Source organism: Pseudomonas sp. P5_A2_2, from assembly GCF_054177685.1.
Window position 1 is genome coordinate 1 of the sequence record NZ_JBGCUL010000297.1, and the last position, 5,044, is coordinate 5,044.

The 5,044-nt window shown below is 48.0% G+C and carries 4 protein-coding genes and 1 pseudogene; 3 read left to right on the top strand and 2 right to left on the bottom strand.

Features of this window, described 5'->3' with window-relative positions; genetic code table 11:
* Both ACXRVY_RS16750 and ACXRVY_RS16755 read left to right on the top strand, forming a co-directional pair.
* Positions 1-216 (top strand): annotated as a pseudogene (locus tag ACXRVY_RS16750) (hypothetical protein); the annotation flags it as partial.
* Positions 217-226: 10 nt separating this feature from the next.
* Positions 227-1,336, top strand: coding sequence for an XRE family transcriptional regulator (locus ACXRVY_RS16755; protein ID WP_223458524.1), 1,110 nt, complete (start codon positions 227-229; stop codon positions 1,334-1,336).
* Between the two features lie 169 nt (positions 1,337-1,505).
* Here the strand turns inward: ACXRVY_RS16755 and ACXRVY_RS16760 are convergent, their stop codons facing one another.
* Positions 1,506-2,528 carry a DUF4238 domain-containing protein gene (locus tag ACXRVY_RS16760; RefSeq protein WP_458237800.1) on the bottom strand — a complete coding sequence of 341 codons (1,023 nt, stop codon included), beginning with the start codon at positions 2,526-2,528 and terminating at the stop codon, positions 1,506-1,508.
* 1,313 nt (positions 2,529-3,841) lie between these two features.
* On the bottom strand, positions 3,842-4,207 hold the full coding sequence (locus ACXRVY_RS16765) for a hypothetical protein (RefSeq protein ID WP_223458518.1): 366 nt from the start codon (positions 4,205-4,207) through the stop codon (positions 3,842-3,844).
* 354 nt (positions 4,208-4,561) lie between these two features.
* Here ACXRVY_RS16765 and ACXRVY_RS16770 point away from each other — a divergent pair, with 354 nt between their 5' ends.
* Positions 4,562-4,750 carry an AbrB/MazE/SpoVT family DNA-binding domain-containing protein gene (locus tag ACXRVY_RS16770; RefSeq protein ID WP_223458516.1) on the top strand — a complete coding sequence of 63 codons (189 nt, stop codon included), beginning with the start codon at positions 4,562-4,564 and terminating at the stop codon, positions 4,748-4,750.
* The last annotated feature ends 294 nt before the right edge of the window (positions 4,751-5,044 follow it).

Sequence of the window (5,044 nt, forward strand, 5' to 3'; positions counted from 1 at the left end):
GTCTGGGCGTTGCTTTATCACTATGATAAGGTGCTTAAGGAAGTTCGATATGAGTTGTCTTTGCCGACCGGGTTCGGTAATAAAAAAATTACTAACTGGGGTGTCCGTATACTCTTAGGAAGTKTTTCTAATAATCCCGATGATTTCACCATTCGTAAAGATGAATCAAATTCTCAGATTTCGGTGGAAGTAGAGCCTAAAATAGGCATGTTGTGAGTAAATTGCTATGTCCGAAGTAAATCCCAAGCAAATCACATTTGCCAGGGTGAGAAGACGCTTCACTAAAGCTCAGCTGGCAAAGGAGTTAGGTATCACTAGTCGTAGTCTACAGAACTACGAAAGTGGTGCTTCTTGTCCTGAGCCAGCGGCCTTGGAAAAAATCGCGAAACTATTGAACTTCCCTCAGCAGTTTTTTTTCATTGATGAAGATATGCCAGAATTGAGGGAGCATTCGGTAAGTTTTCGTAAACTTTCAAAAATGACTGATGCGTTAAAAGCTTGCACATTTGCAGCAGGTGCCATCGCGTTTAGAGTCAACCATTGGATAGAGGAAAGGTTTAATCTTCCCTCGGCAGGGTTACCCGACCTGAGCGATCTAGCGCCTGAAGAGGCAGCTGCCACGCTCCGCCGCGTATGGGGACTAGGTAATGCACCCATTCCCAATATGATTCACTTGCTTGAGTCGAAAGGTATTCGTGTCTTTTCGCTGGCCGAAGAAACCCGAGAGGTTGATGCTTTCTGTACGTGGTATGAGGGCAAGCCATTTGTTTTCCTTAACACCATCAAGTCCGCGGAGCGGAGCCGCTTTGACGCGGCACATGAGCTAGGCCATTTGGTGCGCGACGTTTACACCATGCAGCACGGCCAAGCCCATGGACCTGAAATGGAACGCCAGGCTGATGCATTTGCTGCAGCCTTTCTAATGCCTAAGGAGAGTGTGGCTGCTAATCAGCCACCCACTTACTCTATTAAGTATCTGATGAAACTCAAGCATTATTGGGGTGTGTCGCTTGCAGCTATGGCATACCGTTTTAATTCATTGGGGTTGGTCAGTGAGTGGAATTACCGCAGTCTTTGTATAGATATCGCTAAAAGTGGATATCGGGCTAATGAACCAGAGCCGATGGAGCGAGAGACATCGCAGTTACTCACTAAAGTGTTAGACGCTTTGCAAAGCCGAAAGCAAGGTCGTCGTGAAATTGCAGAAAGCTTGAGTGTAAGCATAGATGAAATTAATGCTTTAACCTTCCAGTTGACAAGGTTGTCAGTGGTTTCAGGAAATGTAACTAATGGGTCTGCAGTTAAGAAGGGCTCTCCAAACTTGAGGCTTATATAGCTTAGGATCGCTTCCCTGGCCGAATTGATGAGTTGACCAATCAGATGCGTATAGCTTTAGAGCTGTGGTTCATCTTGAACAGACTACGAGCCGCTTCTGGCCAGAAGCAGCCGTTCACGGCGGGCAGCTCTCGGCCAAAAGCGGTCACGCGCTTGACGAGACCGACACTTTACCGCTGTAGCTCTATCTCGGCTTGGCACTGCGAGCGATGCCAGTTCTGCCAGGATTCCAGTTCATTTTCATAGGCCTTCGGGCAGACCAGTCTGGGTCTAATCAAGTGGATATCACTAGGGTCTTGAGCGAAGACATATCGATCAGCGTGCTCGATTATGATCTTCCGCATCAACCGATAGATCTCAAAATTGGGTGTTGTACCTCGACGCCATGGTCGGTTACCGATGGACGTGTGAAGAAGGTGTTTCGGGCTCAAAGGCAGGAGTATGTCTCCGTTCTTGACACCCCAGCCTCCACCAAAGTCATAGTTTTCTGAGTCTTGGAAATTAAGACGTATCAGTGGGTTGTCTGATGTCGGCCATGACATGCCAGGCGGAGCATGCAAAATTGTCCATTTGTGGGCCGGTACACGACCTAAAGTTTTTGTTAACAAATGCCTCATTTGCCATATCCACATTCGTCTGCCGATGATGGTCTCGGCTTTTACCTGTCCGCCGCCATCCTGTAGAGGCTCGATAGATATCTTGAAGAGGGAGAGAGCATCGTCATCCTCTGAGCCACATGCAAGCCGCTCGTTCCTTCCAACTGCCTCTTCCATATCGCGGACTGAACGTTGCATGGTCTCATCCATCAACGCTTCCAATGTCTCGTTCTGGTTACGAATGAACTGCCTAAGGCGAGCGGGAGTGYGGACATCTAAAGCAGCCGCGAAACGTACAAGCCGTCTCCAATGTTCAGGAAAAAGGCGCTCTTCACGGACAACTCGGCGGATGGCTTCTTCAGCAGGATTTTCAAATTCACTGTCGAGCCAACGTTCGAACTCATCCGTCTCTTCTTGCCCTGCCAAGTAGGTGTAGAGATGTTGATGGTAGGCGATTCCTTTCAGGGATTGCTCCCTCCAGAGGGGAACGTTTTCATTCTGTACCAGCAAGCGATAAGTGGGGATTTTGCCGTTGTTTGCCCATTGTTTCAGGTAAAGCTTCGGTACGTAGTGATTGTCTTTACGTAGTTGCGGCATTCCAAGATCTCGCAAATTTGAAGAACCCATTCAGTGCGATCATATCTGTTACAGATGGGTTGGCTAGCTGAATTCACTCTTGGTTTTTGGAGTCAACGAAACCGTTTTTTGCTGGTTGTTTCCTGCCACGAAGGGGCGTAATCGGCCAGAAGCGGTCGTCCGCTCAATGTACAGATTAGTCCCACCTGCGGGTATCATCTGTTGTTAACTGGGTTGCGTATTATCGGTAGAGCCTTACGTTTGGTGAAGGGGCTTTAGACCGTTCCAATAAGAGCAGAGAAGGCTTGTATCACCTGTTAAATTTTAGGGCTGAACATTTTAAGGATTCGATCATCGTTTTCCGTCCAGTATCGCCTGCACGTACAACCTTGCCTACAAGTTCGTCGTTCGATAGGGATATCAAGCCCCGCGTCTTGCATTGCCAGTCGAAGGGCGCCTACAGCCATACTGTAGGTGTCTACTCCATCGTCGTCCTCATGGCGGGGGTCATCTATTACTATTTTTATCAAATGCCCTTTGAACGGAAGCTCTCCCCCACTGTGGCGGGCTAGGACCATTTGATCAAATTGCCCCAGCATGAAATTTTCTTCTAGATCATCCCTATCTTGAAACCAGCGCTGTTTTTCTGATTTGCCAGCCCACTTCGTTGGATTTAGTTTGGTTACCCATAGCCGTCCAGTACCGGTTCGATCTATTAAATCTATACTGAAAACCAAAAGCACGGGACCGTATGCATTTGCACGGCGCGCACGATGATGGATGTCAACAGAGTCCATGAATACATCAAACCAAATACTGTACCGGCGATCAATATCATCAGAGTCCTGAGGCGTTTGAGTTATACCAAGACGCTCAATCGTGCCCCTGGATAATAGCGCGCGCGATCTTAAAAACTGGCATGCGGTCGCGACGCTGTTTGCGTGGTGCAATTGGTCAACGCCCTTTGCCGCAAGAACATCAAATACATGKCTAGATGGTAAATGCATATGAAACCTAATGATTAAACCGCCGAACATTAAAAAGCACAGCTTTTAGACGTCCAGTGAGCTACAGTTGAGCGAATGACTAACCGTTCTCAATGCTAAGCAGAACAATATCTTTTCCTTTCTTCGTGAGAAAAGCACGGAGATTGCCACCTATCCGCATTACATAAATCTCTTCGGTCGTACCTGTCACCCGTCGAACTGATGGGTCACTTTCTAGTCTTGATACGTTTAAAGCTTCAAGCTTAGACATTAGTTGACGTAACGAAACCTGATCGCGCACTTCACTTCGCTGTAGTTTTTCTTGCGCTGGCTTAGAGAGGAGTATGCTCATTTTATCCCCAGATTTTTTAGGAATGTCTTTGCATCAACTAAAGAGGCCTGCTCTGGATTTCTCTGTATGAGAGCAGCAAGCCCTTCAAGTTTTGCTTTCCGGATGAGGGCAATACAGTGCTGGTCATCTGCATATCTCATGATATCTTCATCGTAATTCAGAAATTTTACATGGATAAAAATCCACCCCCCGGAAAATAGCGCTAACAACCAAAAAGAAGAAACTTTAGGTAGTAGCGACCAAGTTAGTACACCTTGTGGCATTATTTGACTTGCCATGATGCTTGATAACACACCAATTGCCACTGTTAACAGTAGCGTCACCGACAGTCGTAGTCGTGGCGATTTTGCAATGTATTCCACGTAGACTCCATGCATAGTTCCTGCGGCTAACCATTAGTAGAAGACACATGCGAAACTAATATTTTTCGCCGGATGTACCTAATAACGCTCTCTGCCCCACGGGTCACTCCTCACTCGGCTTGAGAGGCGCGCCACAAACGCGACATCAGACGAGGATGAGAAACGACAACCTCTACGTACATTACTGATTCATTCGTAGCGTGTCCATGGTCCGCTTTTGGCCGGTTTCTGCCTGTCGCCAATGGCCACAACCGACCAGAAGAAGTCATTAGCAGTCAGCATCACGCTTCAACTGGCGAATACATTGCGATCATAATGAATCATCCCCGCCAAGACCAAAGTGTGAGTAACATCATGACCGAAGCCCAGCGCTGGACAGTGAAATGCCAAGATCCTGCGGATGGAAGCAACGACGTCATCATTGACTTGCCGCCTGACCTACTCGCCAGTTTAGGATTGAGCATCGGCGACGTGCTGACCATTGAAGTGATCGACGGCGCGATAGTTCTGACGCCGAAGTCGAGCGACTCAGCTACACCCTGAATCGCGCCGGCGCGCTTGACCTAATCTCCAAACGGGCATATGCAAACGGCACATCTGAGCGGCGACGATTGGATAGATTTTACATAGCGACTCAGACTTCAAAGCAGTGGCTACGTTTTTACACAGCTACGGTCGATTGCGGTCCGTCATGACAGGTAGAAATCGGCCAGAAGCAATGGGATGCGCCTGGAAAACGAGTTGATTCAATGGGCTCAGAAATGACTGTGTGCGCCGATACGATGGCTGATATTTTTCCCGCGCACCAAATCGCCTCCAATCGACGCTGACCCATCA